The organism is Maribacter vaceletii (assembly GCF_003634105.1).
Classification (GTDB): domain Bacteria; phylum Bacteroidota; class Bacteroidia; order Flavobacteriales; family Flavobacteriaceae; genus Maribacter_B; species Maribacter_B vaceletii.
The window spans coordinates 889,063-907,386 of record NZ_RBIQ01000007.1; the positions used below are offsets into that span (position 1 = coordinate 889,063).

Genomic DNA, 18,324 nt, shown 5'->3' on the forward strand with positions numbered 1-18,324 from the left:
AAACATTATAGTAGCTATCTACAAAATTTATAATCAACACATATTGCTTCTTTTATTTCTTCCTCGGTAAATCCTAAAATTTTAAAGGTTTTGATTAACACAGCTGTTTCTTCTTCTAATTTTTGATATTCTTTTTTGTCTAAAATATTCAAATTATGAAATTCTATTTGGGTTAAATCTGGGAAAGGCGTAGTATCTACCCACCATTGATATTCTGTATTTGAATTTAAAAGATAATTATCTAAATATAGCATTATAGAATTACCATTTAACCTAAGCTTAATTGTACGATTAGCTTCTAGGTCTTTTAAAAAGAAATACACTTCCTTACTTTCTGTTTTATTATTCCAAGAAAACTGTACTTCTGGAGAATAAACTTTAGCACTGTCTATAGGGTATTTTAATTTTATATCTCTTTTTTCTCTATAAACTACCCCAGATTCTAGTTTGCGCTTATTTTGATTTGTAAACTGCTTCCAAACATACTTAAAATACTTTCTTGTAAAAGAATCTTCTTCTAGTTTATGCTTGTATAATTTTATTTCGGAAAAACTATAGGACATAGGTTCAGAAATTTTAAAAATTTCTCCTAACTCATTTACTAAAATCACAGTATCCTTTTTCTTTACAATTAAAATATCAGTTTTTAAAAAAGGCTCTCCACGTTCTACCTTCTTATTTTCTTTAAAATAAGGGTTTCCTTCTTTCTTGAAAACATAATAATTATGCTGCCCAAAAATTATATTACTACTTATAAAAAGAAAAATAGTAATTATTAATCTTGATAAAAATATCCTTTCCATTTAAACTTTTTATTTAAATAATGAACTAACTTTTTATAATAACCTATTAGGCTAACACTAAAGACTACTACCGCAATAATTGGTGCCGTTTTTAAAAGAATTTGATTTTTAAATAGTAATAAAGAAAACCAAATAAAAAATATAACAAATATTATCCTTAAAATATTTAACCTTAGAATATAACTGGCCAGTTGTTTTTTATTAAGCCAAATAAAATAACTTAATGCTAAGTAACTTAAAAGTAATGTTACCAACATAACAACCCAATTTGGCACTTCATTAATAAAGTTATTTGTTATTAGCATATTAATAATATTTGCATGAATAACAATACCAAAAGTATCTGGACTGCTCTTACCTACAAACTTCTTATTCATTGGTGTAAAATGCTTGTCTTCTAAATCTAAAAAATGAGTTTTAGCATCTCCTAAATAACCTAACAATACTATTTTGTCTTTTAAAATTGAAATTGATTCTTGATTCATTAAATCTTTATATTCCAGAACAAAAAAACCGTCTCTATTTGCCTCATAATTAATAGTCCTTTCTGTATAAAGTTGTTTTTCTATACTAGAGTTCCAATTATTACCATAAAATTTTTTAGCTACAGCTAGCCCAAAAGATAAGTATGTAGTATCATTTTCTTTTTTTATTCCTTGAAAACTTCTAATTACTGAGGATTTAGAAGTAAAACTAAAATTTGTATAACCCTCTGTAGCGTTTTCATTTCTAATAAACTCATTAGACAAATCAATACCAGAATTAGTAAAAGCATAGGTTGTAACTACATTCTTCTTTTGCAGACTTTCTGATAAAAAATTATCTAAAACAGGGTCTTTTAATTCTTTAAAAATAACATCTACACCAATTACCTTTGGTTTTTGTTCTGCTACAGCTTTTAAAAGTAAAGAAATTTCTTTCCTATTTATTTTATCAACATTAACTAAGAATATATTCTCATTAACATGTTCTTCCTTTTCCTCTAATTTCTCTGTATAATAAAGATCTAAATAACTAAAGTCTTTAAAGGCATCCTCAAAAGGACTAAAAAAACTTATGTTTAAACCAATTAAAGCAATAACTCCCAATATTAAAAAAGAAAAGAGCATACAAAAAAATGCCTCTTTAAATAAAACCTTATTCAACTTAACAAAAACTTTTTTCATATAAAATGAGCAGTATAAAATAAACTCTTGTTTTACCTATAAACTATTAAGATAGTTTGTAAGAGCTTCTGAAAGCATTACTATTTTTTGCCCTTCCAGATTAATAAAACCTAATTTAGTAGCATCCTTATTTACTAAAAGTGTTAACCTGCTAGACTCTCCTTTAATTAAAAATTGCCTGCTAGGTGTAAAAGTTGCTTCTTTTCTATTATCATCCCAGGAATAAGAGCTATCTAAAATTAGATATGAAACTAACTTTTGAACAGTTGCTTGTTCTAAAGTATCTTTTAAAAACAACTTATTTGAATATTCGTCTACTGTTCCTTCTATAAGTGTATTTTGTATTATATATTCAATAATTTGATTGGAATTATTAAGTATTTTAAAGTTCTTTTCTTTTAAAAAAACTTCAATCTTATTACTCTTTTTTAAAGTCTCTTTTTTTATTGTTTCTTTTTTTTGTTGACTATTACAAGAAAACATAAAGACTATACCTATAAAAGATAGTAGAAGTATACGCATTTCTCTAGGACCTTTTTATATTTAGAATCATCATTGCCATAGTCCCTTTATCAAACTCTGCTTTAAAACCTATTTTATCTTCCATGAGTTTTACTTCTTCTTTATTTATTAATTTTCCCTCAAAAATTAAATAAAGTTTATCAAGAAGTTTTCCTTCCATTTCATCTAGTTGTTTTTTAACAGCCTTTAGGTCAATTTTTTCTAAAGAAAATACTACTATAGTATAATCTGTTTCCACCTCTTTATTAAGTCTAAAGTATGCCTTTTGTCTAGGTCCTGCATACGGTATAATTACATCTGCTTTTTCTGCATTTATATAAGGGCTTATAGAGTCTTTATATGGAAATAACAAAGAATTTTCATTGTCCGAATCAGAACCTAAAACATATACATAAGCTGGTTTATTAACCTTTGTAATCATACGGTATTTTGTATCTATAGGGTAACTAACTTCTGTTGTATAATCCCCAATACTTTGTTCTTCCTCTTCTATAACTACATCTTGAAAACCAAACACAGAACCATTATAATCTCCTGCACCTTGACTTACTTTCATAACCGAATTATCTCTTAATCTAAGTTCTAATTCGCCCGCTAAAACTGTTTTTTGTTTTGGGACTACAGTTTCTGGTATCATTTCAAAAGCATAACGAGTATATTTTGGAAAATCTTTATAACGTATCCACATAAAACCATTATTACCCCAATCAGAGCCCCAACTATTAATAATTTCAAAAGCACCACCATATTTATCATCATCATAACCTACTACACACATAGCATGGCCACCATCTGTACCAAGATTATCTGGTTCATAAACAGTTTTTGCACTAAAAAAGGAGTTTTCTACTTTAAATCCGAAAACAACTGGATTACCGTTTAATAGAGACCTTTTAACCTCATCAATTTTTTTCTCAGCAGGTTCATCTGCCCCAAACAATCTAGTAAAGTCCTTAATTTTATTTTTGGCCGCTTTCTCAAGTATACCATCAGGGATTTTTGTATCGCACATTACATTAAAATCCTCCAGATAAGGCACCCCTATCTCGGTAATGGTTTTCATTGCTCTATGTATATAAGCTCCGCCTTGGCAATTATAATCATTTTCAATATTTGAATTTAAATATACAAATGCTGGTGAAAATGCTTTTTTTGTAATTTGCTTTTTATCTGTAGTATTTTGCAATCTAGAATCTAAAATAGTTCTTCCATAATACGCACTAGCCCAACCAACACAAGTGCCATAACCACCTTGATTTCTAATTTCTGGAGTGTATTTTCTTAATGAAGTTGCTGGAGTTTCTGTTACTACATCCTGAAAAGCAACATTCCTTGCTTTAATTGGTGTTTCTTCATAAGATTCGTCATCAAATAATAATCCTGTACTTGGTATGGTTTGTCCAAAAGAAAATGAACTTATACAAAGAAAAACAAAAAGTAATCTCATCATAATTTGGTTGTTTAGTTAGTGTTTTCAATTTAACAAAATCCAACTAAAAAAAGTCGTATTTCATTGAATAAGTAGCAATTAACAGCAATTTGTTACAATTAAACACAAAAAACTAGAGAGAAGTTCTTTTTTTAATACTACTTACTCTAAAAATTCTAAACAAACAGGACTTGGATTTTTAATTTCTTGAAGGAAACTTAATGTTCCATTTTTAATATTTCTCTTAAATACAGATATATTATTTGTTTTTTGGTTAGCCACTAGCAAAAAAGTATTACTAGGGTCTATAACAAAATTTCTTGGCCAATCTCCATGAACACTTTCTCTACCCACTAAAGTTAATTTTCCTGTTTCTTTATCTATCTTAAAAATTACTATAGTATTTTCTCCACGATTAGAACCGTATAAATAATTACCATCTTTAGATAGGTGAATATCTGCACAAGAATTTTTGTCTTTAAAAGCTTTATCTAAAGTAGATTTTGTTTCTATAGCTGTATATTCTGCGTCTTCATTTTTGTTTAAAACAGTGATGGTAGAATTTAACTCGTTAATTACATATAAAAACTTTTTGTCTTTACTAAATTTAAAATGTCTAGGTCCTGCACCATCCGGAAAATTTAAAGAGGCTTGTTTTCCAGGAACAAATTTTTTTCCATTATAAGTATATCTTTTAACAGCATCTAAACCTAAATCTGCCGTAAAAAGCCCATCTGGTGTAAAAATAGATGCATGGGCTTTTGCCTTTTTTATACTGTCCAGTATTTTATGGTTAATATATTGGGGGTTAGATTTTAAAGAGCCGTCTTCTGCAACTTTATAAATAGACAAGCTACCATCTGAATAACAAGAAGCTGCTAAAAAATTTCCTTCTTTTGAAACTCCTACATGGCAAGGATATCCGCCACCCGTACCAACAGTATTAATTTCTTCTATACCATCTTCCTTTATTTTATATGCAATTATAGCTCCCTTAGAATCTTTAAACTCTTCTGTTCTTTTAATAACATACAAGTACTTTTTATTATCCGATAGTGTTAAAAAAGATGGGTCTTTTATCTCTGCTTCTAATTTTTTATTGTTTAGCTCTCCTGTTTTTGAATTAAAAGAATAACTGTATAAGCCCTCACTTCCATTTTCAGAAAAAGTTCCAACAAATAACTTACTACTTTCCTCTTTACAAGAAATGAATAGAACTAAGCTACATAGAATCAGTACTAAGTTTCTTTGTTTCATACAAATAATTAAGTTTTTACTATTAAATTTTTTTTTACTTCTTTTCTTAAATAATATCCAGTTACTAGTGTAGCTAAAAAATCGGAAATTGGGAAGGAAATCCAAACTCCAAATTCTCCTAAATAGCTTGGGAGTATTAAAATTAAAGGTATAAAAAAGAATCCTTGTCTGGTTAATGTTAGTAATAAAGCTGGAATTGCTTTTCCTATTGCTTGAAAATACGCTGCGCCTATTAATTGTATTGCAATAATAGGTGTTGCCGCAAAAACCCAGCGCATTGCAGAAGGAGTATGCTCTAAAACAAAAGCATTTGTAGCAAGTTCTTTTGCCGTTAGGTTAGGGTTACTACTTAAGAATAAAGAAGCAATTTCTTGAGGAAATAACATTAATCCTAAAAACACAACGGTTGCTAAAACTGCTGCATATTTAATTGCTGTATTAATAGATTCTCTAACTCTAGAAAGTTTATTTGCTCCATAATTAAACCCTGCAATAGGCAAAAAACCTTGTGTTATCCCAAAAACAGGAAATAAAGCAAACATTAACATTCTACCTATAATAGCATATACAGCTACCATTGCCTCTCCTCCCAGATTAAAGAGTATGTTATTCATTAAAAGATAAATAATACTTATTGCGGCTTGCCTAGAGAGTGTTACAAAACCAAGAGAAGCAATTTGCTTTAATACCTCAACATCTAATTTAAGGTGTTTCCAACTTATTTTTAGTTCTGAATTTTTAGAAACAAAAAAGTAAAACACATAACTACAACTTAAAAAATAGGCTATAGTAGTTGCCCAAGCTGCTCCATGCATACCCCAATCTAGAACATAAATAAATATATAATCCATAAATAGATTGCCTATAGACGGAATTATAAGTGCAACCATTGCAAATTTGGGCTTCCCTTCTGCTCTAATAACAGAACTGCCCAACATAGAAAAACCTAAGAGAGGTACTCCATATAATACAATTACGTAATAAATTTTAGCGGGATTAAAAATGTCTCCTTTTCCACCAAAAGCAGGAATTAAATCATCTACAAAAAACAATCCAAAACCTACAAATACTAAAGAAATAATAAGGGTTAGTGTAATCTGGTTTCCAAAGGTTTTAAGTGCTTTCTCTAGATTATTACTCCCCAATGCACGAGAAATAATACTAGATCCCCCAATACCAATTGCCATTCCTAAGGCAGCTATAAAAAAAGAAACTGGAAGTACTACATTTATTGCGGCTATGGCAATTGAACCAATCCAATTACCAACAAAAATAGAATCTACTAAAACATTTAAAGACATTACTAATATCCCTATAGCAGCTGGCACAGCTTGTTTTACCAACAGTTTTCCTATAGGCTCAGAACCTAATTGCTCTGAAGATACTTTTTCCATTATGCTGGGAGTAGTTCGTTTTCTTGCCAGTCTTTAAGCCAATTTACCATAACTTGCACCCAATCATCCCTATCATTTAAACAAGGAATGTGTTTATAATCTTCTCCACCTGCTTCTTGAAATTGATGCTTACCTTCCATTGCAATTTCTTCTAATGTTTCTAAACAATCAGAAACAAAAGCTGGGGTTATAACTGCTAACTTCTTTTTTCCTTCTTTTGGAAAACGCTCAAACTCAAAATCGGTATATGGTTTTAACCAAGGGTCATTTGGTAGTCTAGATTGAAATGATAAGCTCACTTTATCTTCTGGCAACCCTAAATAGGCTTTTACTTTTTCTGTAACATCAAAACATTGATGACGGTAACAACTATGGTGTGCTACCGAGTTTGTAGAACAACAGTTACCATCTATTTTACAATGAAACTTAGTTGGGTCGCTCTTTTTTATATGTCTTTCTGGAATACCATGATAAGAGAATAATATATGGTCGTAGTCAAAATCTTTAAGTCCGTCTGCTATACTCTCTGAAAGTACCTTTATATATTCTTGGTTTTTATAAAAAGCAGGTAACGTAGTTAGTTTCATTTCTGGGAAAAAAGCATCTTTATCTTCTATTGCCTTTACAACAACAGTTTCAAAAGAAGACATAGCGTATTGCGGATATAAAGGAACTAATAAAACATCATCTACACCTTTATCTTTTAATTCTTGTAATGCATTTTTAATTGTCATGCTTCCATAACGCATACCTAATGCTACAGGCATATCTACAAATTGCTTAACTTTCTCTGCAAACCTTTCAGATATAACCACTAACGGAGAACCTTCTTCCCACCAAATTTTACTATAGGCTTCGGCAGATTTTTTAGGTCTTGTTTGTAAAATAATACCTCGAACAATAATATTACGCAGCCACTTAGAAACATCTATGACCCTTTCATCCATTAAAAACTCATCTAAATAGGGCTTTACATCTTTCGGGGTTGGACTATCTGGAGACCCAAGATTAACTAACAATACTCCTTTCATATGTTCTTTTTATCAAAAACAAAAATACTACTTGTATTGAATATACGTTAGGATATTCTAAGAGATTATTAATAGTAGTATAAGGTTTAGTAATACCTACAAGAAAAAGTTAATTAGCATTTTGTTGTATTATATTACAAATATTTAAAATACTTTGTAAAAATATTTATTTAATATGCATTTAAAAATTACGCTAGTAACGCTGTTTATATGCCTTGGTATAAATGCACAAGAAAAAAACAGTTTGTTATGGGAAATATCTGGTAACGGCTTACAAAAAAGCTCTTACTTATATGGTACCATGCATGTTAGTAAAAAAATTGCTTTTCGTTTAGATGATGTTTTTTATGATGCTTTAGATAAAAGTGAGATAATTGCATTAGAGTCTGATCCTAATACTTGGCTAGATAATGATGACATTAATGGTAGTGCTATTCGTAGTATAGGAAACGGACTTATGACCAAAGGTTTTTACACCTATCCGTTTTTAATAAATAATCCTAGAAAAGAAAATATTGCATCTTACCTAGCTGCAGAAGACCGCATAATTAATAATATTTTATACAGAACTAGCTCTTTTTCCCAGAATTTTGAAGAGGAAACCTATTTAGATATGTTTATTTATCAAGCAGGAAAAAAGTTTGATAAAAAAATTGTAGCTCTAGAAGACATGGAAGAGTCTGCTACGCTAGTTGCTAGAGCAAGTAAAAATCCAATAAAACAAAAACCAGACGAATGGTTATTAAAAAGAATGCAACAACAAGACCCTATGTTCATGTTGCAAGATGCCTATAGAGAACGTAACATAAGCTTACTAGATTCAATAGATAGAGCCATGTATACACCTTACTACATTGAGAATATGCTTCATATAAGAAACTATAACATGGCAAAAAGCCTAGATTCTGTTATGCAGTTAGGTAAGGTCTTTGCAGGTATAGGAGCAGCACATTTACCTGGAAAAAATGGCGTTATAGATATTTTACAAAAAAAGGGGTATACCGTAAAACCACTAACATCTAAAGCAAGTAATAAAGGGAAGCAACTAAAAACAAAAATTGAAGATAAAATAAAGATTAACTCGTATAACACTCATGAAGTAGAAGACCACTTTTTTAGCCTTCTTTTACCTAATAAAATTTACCCTATTAGTTCTGTAAATAAAACAACCTATGTTTCTCCTGACTTGGCAAACGGAAGCTTTGTAGTAATTAATAGAATACCGCTACACTCTTTTTTAAAACAAGAGTACACCTATTCTTTAGAAGATATAGACCATTTGCTTTTTGAAAATATCCCAGGAAAAATCATTGAAAAAACAAAAATATACCGAAACGGATATAATGGTCTGGATATTAAAAACAAATTAAAAAATGGAGACTTACAACGCTATCAAATTTATAAAACTCCGTTAGAAATTATAATTTTTAAAATGGGTGGCGAAGGTAATTTTGTTTCTCAATTCTCAGATACCATATTTAACAGTATTGCTTTCAAAAATAGGAAATCTAAAAAGGTAACTATTACCTCTGGCTTTAAAGACTTTAAAGTAAAAATACCTTCTTTATATAATTTTACAAATACATCTAGAGCAGGCAATAGGTTTATTGAAGGGTATGATAGTATAAAAGACTCCTACTATTTTCTTAAAAAAGCAAGTTTAAACGATTTTAATTTTATAGAACAAGATTCTTTTGAGCTTAAACAAATACAAAAACGTTTTTATCAAGATTTAAAATTAACTCCAGAATACAGCCCTGTAAAAGACAGAACGCTAAGCTCTAGCGCTCCATTTCTTAAAAACAATAAAACACTTTATATTAAAACAGTACTTGCCAATAACAATTATTACTTATTAGGTATATTAACTAAGGATAAAGATGAGGCCTTAGACTACTTTAACTCATTAAAACTACAAGAAACAGAATATAAGAAGCCATTTACAACGGTAATAGATACTGCTCTTTTTTTTAGTACAAAATCTAATGTTACTGCGCCAAAATTTGTAGAGAGCAGTAAAGATTACTACAATGATAAAAAACCAAAAGAGTACGATGCTTTTAATAAAAAAACTATCTATAGTAATAAAAACCAGGAAGCTATTTGGGTAGAAGTAAATAAATCGCATGATTTGCTAATGTTCCAAAACATTGACTCTGTTTGGGCGCTTCGTAAGCGTTTATATGCTAAAAACACATTTACAATTAAAAATGCTACGCAAAAAATTATAGACAAAAACACCTATGAACTGCAATTAACCCTAACAGATACTGCAAGTACTAGGGGTGTTTTAATTAAAAACGTAATAAAAGGCGGATTACTTTGGGAACTAAAAACCCCAATAGACACACTAGTGAAAACGACTAGCTTTGTAACTAATTTTTACACCAACTTTACACCGCTAGATACAAATATTGGAAAAGACATTTTAAAAGACAAAACACCAGCTTTTTTTAATGCGCTAAAAAATAATGACAGCCTTGTAACAGAAGGTTACAAATTTGTAAAATTTAATAAGAAACATCTTAGCGAACTAAAACATTATATTTCTAGGCATACATTTACAGATAACCAAAAAGAAATACAACCCTATTTAATTAAAGAGTTATCTAAAATAGAAAACACAAATCTTAAGGAATTTTATACAGAGTTTTATACCCAATCTTATAGCAACTCTAACGCACAAGCCAAAATTCTAAAAGCATTAGCGAATAAAGAAGAGGAAGATGCAACAGCACTAATGTTAAGTTTAATGTCTACAGACCTTCCGTTAATTTCTAATCAATATCAAATTAACTCTATTTTTAGACCTTATAATGATAGCCTAAATCTAGCAAAAAAACTATTCCCAGAAATTCTAGAATACAGCGCAATAGAGGAGTACAAACTACCTATTTTTTCACTTTTAGCTAAACTTAAAACAAATAAGTTTGTTAAACCTAAAATATATAAAAAGTATAAAAAGCAAATTTTAAATGATGCCAAAATACTTCTTAAAAGACAATTAGGAGCAGATAATGCCACATATAATCAAAATAGATACGCAACACTTCAAAATAAAACTAGTAGTATTTTAGAAGATTATGTTACACTTCTTTTCCCTTTTAGAAAAGAAAAATCTGTGGCACAATTTTACACACAATTACTAATGGTAAAAGATGCAGATATAAAAACTACCTATGTAACTTTACTTGCAAGTAATACTGAAACTACACCTAATAATCTTTTAAATGAACTTGCTATTGACGTACAATCTAGGATTCTATTATTTAACAAATTAAAAAATGTAAATAAATTACATCTATTTCCTTCTACCTATAAAACTCAAAAACATATCGCAGAAGCATTACTTTTTCAAAATATTTTATATGAAAAAGATAAAATACAACTGCAATACTTATGCAATGAAACTTTAGATTATAATAGCGAACAAGTTTCTGCCTACTTTTTTAAGAAAAGAAACTCTCAGGATTATGATAAAAACTATACCCTGCATATGTTTGTTTTTGAAAAAGGAAAAGGAATACAAACCAATCTAATATATAAAAACCGTGGCATGCGTATAGAAGACACAGATACAGACGATGATACCGTTAGGTATGCAACTGAAGAATTCTTATTAAAAAAGCATAAAAGAGCAGTTATATATAGACCTAATGGTTATGGTGGATACGGGTATCATGGGTTTTAAATTATAGAGACAAAATTCTAAACAGTTATGAAAATTATATATTTTCTTTTCTTTATATTTTTTATAAATACATCTATTTTCTCTCAAGAACTTGTTTGTTCTTTAAAGGACAAAGAAGCTTTTGAAACAAAAATAATAGAGATTGATGGGCTCCTAGAAAAGGAATTTGGTAAAACAATAACTTCTGTTGGCAAAACCTTTTTGGGAACACCTTACGTTGCTAGGACACTAGAAGTAAATGAGAGTGAGCCTCTTGTAATAAACTTTCAGGGCTTAGATTGCACCACATATGTAGAAAATGTTTTAGCTTTTAGTCTTTTGTTGAAAAATGAAAAAACAGATTTTACAGATTTTACAAAAATCCTAGAAAACATTAGATATAAAGATGGTAAGCGTAATAGTTACGCATCTAGGTTACATTACTTTTCGGAATGGATTGCTAATAATGAGAAAAAAGGATTACTAAAAAATATTACTTCAGAAATTGGCGGTATAGAGATTCATAAAAAAATAGATTTCATGAGTACTCACAGAGAACTATATCCTTTTCTAAAAAATAACGACGCTAATTATACTAAAATAAAAGCTTCTGAAGAGTTCTTAAACAATGAAGCTATTTGTATTCTGGAACAAGGCCAAATTAAAGCTAACGAATACTTAATAAAGTCTGGAGATATAATTGCACTTACCACTTCTATAAAGGGATTAGACATTACACATACAGGAATCGCTGTAAGAGAAAAAGATGGAAGAATTCATCTTTTACACGCTTCTTCTTCTGGGGAAGTTAAAATATCTCAAGAACCACTAGTAGAGTATCTAAAAAAGATAAAAAACAACACTGGAATTATGGTTTGTAGACCCTTATAACTACTCCAAATACTTAAAACATTAATTGCATTTACAAACTCATTAGTTTGTTCGTAATATGTAAAGGCTACATATTTACTTAAAAAATACCTTTGGTCGGGTTATAAATTAAAAACACCGCCAAAAATATAATGGAGGCGTTTTATTTTTAAACGTATTACAAACCAAACAGTTTGTTTTAAACTTTATCTTGTTTTTATCTACCTAAGCAATATTCTATACCTCCAAGTAAATGTTTTCTAAAATTGGGCTCATCAAAAGCCTCTTTCGTATGCCCTCCACCAGTGTAAAAAGAACGTCCACCATCAAACTCATGATACCATGCTATAGGATGATTATCGCCATTAGTTCCACCTTCATAAGTGCTTTCATCTAACTGCATAATAACTGTAACATCTGGGTTAATTTCTTTATAATTATACCATTCATCTTTTCTTATCCAAGTATCTTTTAAATGGCTAGTAGCTACATGTTTTTTATTCACTACATTAATAGCAGCCTCTCTGACATTTGGGTTATTAGGGTGCCCATTAAAATAAGCACCTACTAACTTTCCATACCAAGGCCATTCGTATTCCGTATCACAGGCAGCGTGGATCCCCATAAAACTTCCTCCAGATTGAATATACTTCTCAAAAGTCTCTTGCTGCTTCTCGTCTAGTATATTTAATGTTGTATTTAAAAAAACCACTAACTTATATTTTTTAAGGTTTGCAGAATTAAAATCTAAGGAATCTTCTGTTTGTGCTACTTGAAATAAATTTTCTGCGCCAAGTTCTTTTAAGGTTTCTACTCCTTTTTCTATTGATTTATGGCGCCAACCTGCGGTTTTAGTAAAAACTAATACTTTTTCTACAGATGGTACTATAGTAGTATCTTTTTTAGTAGCAACTACTTTTTTAGATTCTCCACAATTTGCCAAAAGCAATACACAAAATAAGGTAAGTGTAGTTTTAATAATAATTTTCATTCTCTATTAGGTTTATAAGATTTTACATCTTTAAAAGTAATGACTTTTATAAAATGAGACCATAACAAAATATTGTATTACTACAACAAAAAGTTTTATATGTAACTATAGCCCAATAAACTTAAGAATTAGAAAGAGACATTACATATTTTTTTGGTGTAGTTCCATATTTCTTTTTAAAAGCGGCAATAAAATGACTAGAGGTACTATACCCTATTCGCAACCCTATTTCATTAACATTATGTTGTCCAGATTCTAATAATCCACGAGCATGTTCCATCTTATAATCAAACAAAAAACTGTAGACCGAATCTCCATAAATTTGTTTAAAACCTTCTTTTAATCGTTTTAGACTTATACCTACTTGTTTTGCTAAGTCTGGTAAACTTGGTGGTTCTGCCATATGACTTATCATTATTTCTTTGGCTTTTCTTATACGTTTTACATTATCTTCATCTACCAAAAAAGGGCATTGCTCTATATCTGCATCGGTACTTTTATTAAAGTATAAAGAGATTAACTCATACACTTTCCCTTTTGTGTATAAAGCTTTTATAGACGGATGCAAATTATAACCCATAATTTGGCTAAGAACTACTGCAATAGCTGGAGAAACTGGCTCTTGAGAATAGTATTTTTTTTCTTTAAATTCTTGACTTAAAAAAGGAATATAACTTGCTTCTGTAGAGAATAAAGAATGAAACTTTCTAATAGTCATTACAATAGACACTAACCAGGAGTTTGGTTGTAGTTCTAGATTCATAGGCAAATCTATCTGTGTATTATAAAGCAACAAGGAATTTTCTTCAGAAACATCTAAAGCGTACCTACCATCATTAAAAACAAACTTTGCCCTACCCTTTAAACAAAAATGAAACTGAATATAAGAACTATTTATATCTCGCGTAACTTTCTGAATATCAGAAGAGTCATTTTGTATTTTTAGTACATAAAACCCTTGTTCTAGTAACACCTCGTTAAAGGAACCTAAAGCGACATTTTCTTCCATACTCCTTGCAATTTATAATTATCTTTATTTAGAATATTTCTAAATAAAATAGTGAAAAAACCTTAATATTTACTGCTAAAATACAGGTTTTTATCCAAAATCTATCGATTAAGGGTCCAAAACCCTTGAATCGATATTTATAGTTCCTCTAGCGTTATTTTTATCCAAACAATGAAATTACATTTGCGTGCATTCACAATTTTAGATGAAGGATTATAACATTTCTAAGCACAACTCTTTCTATACCATTGGTCTTAATTATAAAAAGGCTGATGCAGAAATGCGTGGAAAATTTAGTCTAGACGAAAATGCAATGCAAAAAATACTATCCGAAGCAAAAACTGCAGGTATAGATGGTTTACTTGCAACATCAACTTGTAATAGAACAGAATTGCATGGTTTTGCGCAACATCCTTTCCAGTTAATTAAAATGCTTTGCGATAATACACAAGGTACTGTAGAAGAGTTTCAACAAGTAGCATATGTGTATAAAAACAACGATGCTATTTCTCATCTTTTTAAAGTAGGTACTGGTTTAGATAGTCAAATCCTTGGCGATTTTGAAATAATTAGTCAATTAAGGCAAAGTTTTAATCGTTCTAAAAAACTAGACATTGCAAATCCGTTTATTGAACGTTTATGTAACTCGGTTATACAAGCAAGTAAGCGTATAAAAAACGAAACACAAATTTCTTCTGGAGCTACTTCGGTTGCTTTTGCATCTGTACAATATATATTAAAGACTATTCCAGATGTTTCTCAAAAAAAGATTTTACTATTTGGAACTGGTAAAATAGGAAGAAATACTTGCGAGAATCTTATAAAACATACCAAAAATCCAAGTATAACCTTAATTAATAGAACCAAAGATAAAGCCGAAAAAGTGGCAGGTAAATTTAATTTAATGGTAAAGGATTATGGGGATTTGCAAACTGAAATAAGAACTACAGATGTTCTTGTAGTTGCAACTGGCGCTAACCAACCAACTATTTCTAAAGATTTAATCCACACAAAAAAACCATTACTAATCTTAGATTTATCTATTCCCAAAAACGTAGATAACTCTGTTGCAAATTTAGAAAATGTGACTGTTATTCATTTAGATCATTTATCGCAAATGACTGATGAAACTTTAGAACGTAGAAAAGAATTTATTCCGCAAGCAGAAGAAATTATTGAAGAGGTAAAAGAAGACTTTATTCAATGGTTAGAGAGCAGAAAATTTGCTCCTGTTATTAAAGCTTTAAATAGAAAGCTTAAAACAATGAAGGAAGAAGAATTAGATTATCATTCTAAAAAATTGACTGATTTTAATTCCAAGCACGCAGATGCAATTTCTAACCGCATAATTCAAAAAATAACAAAGCAATTTGCCAATCACTTAAAAGAAACCGGCAATGATGCAGACGAAAGTCTAGAATTAATTCAGAAGGTATTTCAACTTCAAGTAAGCAAAAAATGAGTAACACCATTAGAATAGGTACTCGTGATAGTGAACTAGCACTATGGCAAGCAAATTATGTTAAAAGACAATTAGACGCCTTAGGGCATAACACAAAAATTGTTGCTGTAAAATCTACCGGAGACCTAATTTTAGATAAACCTCTTTATGAGCTAGGTATAACTGGCATTTTCACAAAAACATTAGATATTGCTATGCTTAATGGCGATATAGACATTGCTGTACATTCCATGAAAGATGTACCAACAGCATTACCAAAAGGTATTGTAAAAGCAGCTGTTTTAAAGCGTGCTAATTACATGGATATCCTTGCTTTTAAAGACAATGAAGAGTTTTTAGGTGCGCCAGAAGGAATTATTGCAACAGGTAGCCTTAGAAGAAAAGCACAATGGCTTAATCGTTACCCAACGCATACGGTGGTAGATTTAAGAGGTAATGTAAATAGCAGATTACAAAAACTAGAAGACAATAATTGGAATGGGGCTATTTTTGCTGCTGCAGGACTAGACCGAATAAATTTACAGCCAGAAAATACTATTGGCCTTACCTGGATGATTCCTGCTCCCGCCCAAGGAGCAATTATGATAGTTGCCAAAGAAGAAAATGAAGAACTAAGAGAAATCTTAGCAGAACTAAATCATGAAGCAACAGATACTTGCGTAACTATTGAAAGAGAATTTCTTAGAACCCTAGAAGGTGGTTGTACTGCTCCTATAGGTGCTTTTGCATACATAAACAAAGAAGAAGAAATTGTTTTTAAAGGAGTTTTACTATCTAAAGATGGGAAACAAAAGATTGAAGTAGCAAAATCTGTAAAACTTGGTAAACACTTAACCTTAGGAGAAGATTCTGCAAATAAAATATTAGAAAAAGGCGGCAAACGTTTAATGGGGCAACTTAATGAAGGCCTAGCTGCTCCTCATGTATATTCTACTAAAAAATTAACCCAAGATCAGCTTCAATTATTTGACACCTCTGTAATTGTAGATTCGGAAGATTTTATAAAAATTAAGCTTACTAGAATTCCAAGACCTATTTTAAAAGCACAACATAAAAACGTAATCTTTACTAGTAAAAATGGTATTGAAGCATTAATTCAAAATGCAACAGCTAGTGAATTACAGTTTGATAATATTTATTGTGTTGGTCGTAAAACCAAACGTTTAATAGAAAGACGAATTGGCGAGGTAACTTATAGTGCTCCAAATGCTAAAAAACTAGCAGAACATTTAGCAGAAAACCTAGAAGATAAAGAAGTTACTTATTTCTGTGGCGATATTCGCCTAGATGAATTGCCAAATCTTTTAACTGAAAATAATATTGAAGTTACAGAGATAGAAGCATACCAAACAAGACTTGCGCCAAGAACTGTAGAAGAAGACACTAAAGCGGTATTATTCTTTAGTCCTTCTGGCGTACAAAGCTTTATAAAGATTAACAACAATAATAAAATTGCCTATTGTATAGGGGAAACCACTGCAAATGAGGCAAGAAAACATTTTACGGAAGTTAAAGTCGCTAAAATGCGCACCGTGGAGAGTGTGATTGCATTAGCTAACGAAAATTTTATTAGCTCAATAAAATAACAGTCTAATTAGTAAAATTAAAAATAGCTGAAAACCTGAGCTAAAAGCTAAAGGCAAACAGCAAACTGCTGGATATGAAAAACGATTTATTTTTAAAAGCATTAAAAGGAGAAACGGTAGAAAGACCACCAGTTTGGATGATGAGACAAGCAGGTCGTTATCTTCCAGAGTTTATGGAAATTAAGGCTAAATATGATTTCTTTACACGCTGCCAAACACCTGAGTTAGCATCAGAAATTACAATTCAACCTATCCTTAGATACGGGATGGATGCTGCTATTTTATTTTCTGATATTTTAGTGATTCCTCAAGCAATGAATATTGAGGTAGAAATGAAGCCTAATTTTGGCCCATATTTACCGAATCCTATTCGCTCTCAGAAAGATTTAGATAGTGTTATTGTTCCAGACATTCAAGATACGCTTGGTTATGTTATGGATGCCATAAAAATGACTAAAGAGAAATTAAACGATGAAGTACCATTAATAGGATTTGCAGGTTCTCCGTGGACTATTCTATGTTACTGTGTACAAGGGCAAGGAAGTAAAAACTTTGATAAAGCCAAAGAGTTATGTTTTACACAACCTGTGGTTGCTCATTCTTTATTACAAAAGATTACAGATACTACTATTGCATATTTAAAAGCAAAAGTTGCTGCTGGCGTTAACGCTGTTCAAGTATTCGATTCTTGGGGAGGTATGCTTTCACCAACAGATTACCAAGAATTTTCTTGGCAATATATCCAACAAATTATTGACGCTCTTAAAGATGAAGCTCCTGTAATTGCATTTGGAAAAGGGTGTTGGTTTGCCCTAGGCGATATGGCAAAATCTGGGGCCTCTGCTTTAGGTGTAGATTGGACTTGCTCTGCTCGTAATGCTCGTTATTTAACAGGAGGAAATATTACCTTACAAGGAAATTTTGACCCTTCTCGTTTATTATCCCCTCCGGCGGAAATAAAAAAGATGGTACACCAAATGATTAATGAATTTGGAAAAGACAAATACATTGTAAATCTTGGTCATGGAATTTTACCAAATATTCCTTTAGAAAATGCTAAGGCTTTCATTGATGCTGTAAAAGAGTACAAGGCATAAACATTTTGCCTTTACCTATTTTTTATATTATTATATT

The 18,324-nt window shown here is 30.5% G+C and carries 14 protein-coding genes; 5 read left to right on the plus strand and 9 right to left on the minus strand.

The features are described from left to right. Positions 1–14: 14 nt before the first annotated feature. From CLV91_RS03595 to hemH, 7 genes are all read right to left on the minus strand, one after another. On the minus strand, positions 15–803 hold the full coding sequence (locus CLV91_RS03595; protein ID WP_121064057.1) for a hypothetical protein: 789 nt from the start codon (positions 801–803) through the stop codon (positions 15–17). Further along, positions 776–1,969: a CHASE2 domain-containing protein gene (locus tag CLV91_RS03600; RefSeq protein WP_121064059.1), complete on the minus strand. Its 1,194-nt coding sequence runs from the start codon at positions 1,967–1,969 to the stop codon at positions 776–778. The genes CLV91_RS03595 and CLV91_RS03600 overlap by 28 nt, the downstream gene beginning before the upstream one ends. 36 nt (positions 1,970–2,005) lie before the next feature. Continuing rightward, positions 2,006–2,491, minus strand: a complete 486-nt coding sequence (locus tag CLV91_RS03605; RefSeq protein WP_147406400.1) for a hypothetical protein — start codon at positions 2,489–2,491, stop codon at positions 2,006–2,008. Between the two features lie 4 nt (positions 2,492–2,495). Beyond that, positions 2,496–3,941, minus strand: a complete 1,446-nt coding sequence (locus CLV91_RS03610) for a C1 family peptidase (protein ID WP_121064063.1) — start codon at positions 3,939–3,941, stop codon at positions 2,496–2,498. A 141-nt stretch (positions 3,942–4,082) separates the two neighbouring features. Beyond that, positions 4,083–5,177 (minus strand): lactonase family protein, encoded by a 1,095-nt coding sequence (locus CLV91_RS03615; RefSeq protein ID WP_121064065.1) that lies wholly within the window; start codon positions 5,175–5,177, stop codon positions 4,083–4,085. Between the two features lie 8 nt (positions 5,178–5,185). After that, complete coding sequence (locus tag CLV91_RS03620; RefSeq protein WP_121064067.1) at positions 5,186–6,571, minus strand: MATE family efflux transporter; 1,386 nt, start codon at positions 6,569–6,571, stop codon at positions 5,186–5,188. Continuing rightward, positions 6,571–7,602, minus strand: a complete 1,032-nt coding sequence (gene hemH, locus CLV91_RS03625) for a ferrochelatase (RefSeq protein WP_121064069.1) — start codon at positions 7,600–7,602, stop codon at positions 6,571–6,573. The genes CLV91_RS03620 and hemH overlap by 1 nt, the downstream gene beginning before the upstream one ends. Before the next feature lie 175 nt (positions 7,603–7,777). Here hemH and CLV91_RS03630 point away from each other — a divergent pair, with 175 nt between their 5' ends. Together CLV91_RS03630 and CLV91_RS03635 are read left to right on the plus strand one after the other, a co-directional pair. Next, complete coding sequence (locus CLV91_RS03630) at positions 7,778–11,293, plus strand: TraB/GumN family protein (RefSeq protein WP_121064071.1); 3,516 nt, start codon at positions 7,778–7,780, stop codon at positions 11,291–11,293. A gap of 27 nt (positions 11,294–11,320) precedes the next feature. Further along, positions 11,321–12,163, plus strand: coding sequence for an N-acetylmuramoyl-L-alanine amidase-like domain-containing protein (locus CLV91_RS03635; RefSeq protein ID WP_121064073.1), 843 nt, complete (start codon positions 11,321–11,323; stop codon positions 12,161–12,163). A gap of 196 nt (positions 12,164–12,359) precedes the next feature. On the opposite strand, the gene CLV91_RS03640 is transcribed toward CLV91_RS03635, so the two are convergent. Together CLV91_RS03640 and CLV91_RS03645 are read right to left on the minus strand one after the other, a co-directional pair. Then, on the minus strand, positions 12,360–13,133 hold the full coding sequence (locus tag CLV91_RS03640) for a ThuA domain-containing protein (RefSeq protein WP_121064076.1): 774 nt from the start codon (positions 13,131–13,133) through the stop codon (positions 12,360–12,362). A gap of 121 nt (positions 13,134–13,254) precedes the next feature. Next, on the minus strand, positions 13,255–14,142 hold the full coding sequence (locus tag CLV91_RS03645) for a helix-turn-helix transcriptional regulator (RefSeq protein ID WP_121064078.1): 888 nt from the start codon (positions 14,140–14,142) through the stop codon (positions 13,255–13,257). Positions 14,143–14,347: 205 nt separating this feature from the next. On the opposite strand from CLV91_RS03645, the gene hemA reads away from it, so the two are divergent. From hemA to hemE, 3 genes are all read left to right on the plus strand, one after another. Then, the gene (hemA, locus tag CLV91_RS03650; protein WP_121064080.1) at positions 14,348–15,604 is read left to right on the plus strand and encodes a glutamyl-tRNA reductase; all 1,257 of its coding nucleotides are present in this window, start codon (positions 14,348–14,350) and stop codon (positions 15,602–15,604) included. Continuing rightward, the gene (gene hemC / locus CLV91_RS03655) at positions 15,601–17,190 is read left to right on the plus strand and encodes a hydroxymethylbilane synthase (RefSeq protein ID WP_121064082.1); all 1,590 of its coding nucleotides are present in this window, start codon (positions 15,601–15,603) and stop codon (positions 17,188–17,190) included. The genes hemA and hemC overlap by 4 nt, the downstream gene beginning before the upstream one ends. A 74-nt stretch (positions 17,191–17,264) precedes the next feature. Further along, positions 17,265–18,287 (plus strand): uroporphyrinogen decarboxylase, encoded by a 1,023-nt coding sequence (gene hemE / locus CLV91_RS03660; protein WP_121064084.1) that lies wholly within the window; start codon positions 17,265–17,267, stop codon positions 18,285–18,287. The last annotated feature ends 37 nt before the right edge of the window (positions 18,288–18,324 follow it).

Coding starts and splice junctions, on each gene's coding strand:
- CLV91_RS03600 (WP_121064059.1), bottom strand. CDS start 1,969: ATGAAAAAAGTTTTTGTTAAGTTGAATAAGGTTTTATTTAAAGAGGCA.
- CLV91_RS03630 (WP_121064071.1), top strand. CDS start 7,778: ATGCATTTAAAAATTACGCTAGTAACGCTGTTTATATGCCTTGGTATA.
- hemH (WP_121064069.1), bottom strand. CDS start 7,602: ATGAAAGGAGTATTGTTAGTTAATCTTGGGTCTCCAGATAGTCCAACC.
- hemE (WP_121064084.1), top strand. CDS start 17,265: ATGAAAAACGATTTATTTTTAAAAGCATTAAAAGGAGAAACGGTAGAA.
- hemA (WP_121064080.1), top strand. CDS start 14,348: ATGAAGGATTATAACATTTCTAAGCACAACTCTTTCTATACCATTGGT.
- CLV91_RS03645 (WP_121064078.1), bottom strand. CDS start 14,142: ATGGAAGAAAATGTCGCTTTAGGTTCCTTTAACGAGGTGTTACTAGAA.
- CLV91_RS03615 (WP_121064065.1), bottom strand. CDS start 5,177: ATGAAACAAAGAAACTTAGTACTGATTCTATGTAGCTTAGTTCTATTC.
- CLV91_RS03610 (WP_121064063.1), bottom strand. CDS start 3,941: ATGATGAGATTACTTTTTGTTTTTCTTTGTATAAGTTCATTTTCTTTT.
- hemC (WP_121064082.1), top strand. CDS start 15,601: ATGAGTAACACCATTAGAATAGGTACTCGTGATAGTGAACTAGCACTA.
- CLV91_RS03635 (WP_121064073.1), top strand. CDS start 11,321: ATGAAAATTATATATTTTCTTTTCTTTATATTTTTTATAAATACATCT.
- CLV91_RS03640 (WP_121064076.1), bottom strand. CDS start 13,133: ATGAAAATTATTATTAAAACTACACTTACCTTATTTTGTGTATTGCTT.
- CLV91_RS03595 (WP_121064057.1), bottom strand. CDS start 803: ATGGAAAGGATATTTTTATCAAGATTAATAATTACTATTTTTCTTTTT.
- CLV91_RS03605 (WP_147406400.1), bottom strand. CDS start 2,491: ATGCGTATACTTCTACTATCTTTTATAGGTATAGTCTTTATGTTTTCT.
- CLV91_RS03620 (WP_121064067.1), bottom strand. CDS start 6,571: ATGGAAAAAGTATCTTCAGAGCAATTAGGTTCTGAGCCTATAGGAAAA.